We start from the raw sequence: 743 nt of genomic DNA on the forward strand, positions 1-743 counted from the left end.
ATGCGACCGATCCGACGGATGCAACCGATCCCACGGATGCAACCGATCCCACGGATGCAACCGATCCGACGGATGCAACCGATCCACGGATGCAACCGACCCGACGGATGCGACCGACCCGACGGATGCGACCGACCCGACGGATGCGACCGACCCGACGGATGCCTCCGATGCCGGAGATCAGGGGTTCCTTGATCCGCTGATCTCGGCCCAGGGTCTGCTTGGCGGGCTGACCGGCAATGGCGCCCTGCTGGGGGATGTGACCGGCTCGGATGGCCTGCTGGGCGATCTGGCGGGGGACGAGGGGGCCCTCGGCGACCTCGGAACCGACCTTCTGGGCCAGCCGCTTCTTGGTAGCGGTGACATCTCCAGCGAGACCGGCCTGCTGGACGGGTTGATTGCCGACAGTGGCCTGCTGGGCGATGTGACCGGCAATTCCGGGCTGCTTGGCGATATCACCGGCTCGGAAGGGCTGGTGGGAGACCTGGTGGGCAATGAGGGGATGCTGGCCGATGTGACCGGCGCGGGCGGACTGGTCGGAGGGCTGACCGGCACCGGGCTGCTCGGCGACACCGAGGGCAGTGGCAGCGAGGACGGACCGCTCTCCGGTGTGACGGACCTTCTCGACGGCCTGACTGGAGGCCTGACTGGTGATCTGCTGGGCGACGGTGCGCTTGGCGGTGTGACGGATCTGGTCGACGGCCTGACAGGTGGCCTGACCGGCGATCTGCTGGGCGACGGCA

General features: G+C 68.1%; 1 pseudogene. It reads left to right on the top strand.

Features of this window, described 5'->3' with window-relative positions:
* A pseudogene (locus tag OS124_RS27645) lies at positions 1-743 on the top strand (hypothetical protein); the annotation flags it as partial.

The organism is Oceanicola sp. S124 (assembly GCF_000220565.1).
GTDB lineage: Bacteria > Pseudomonadota > Alphaproteobacteria > Rhodobacterales > Rhodobacteraceae > Pseudooceanicola.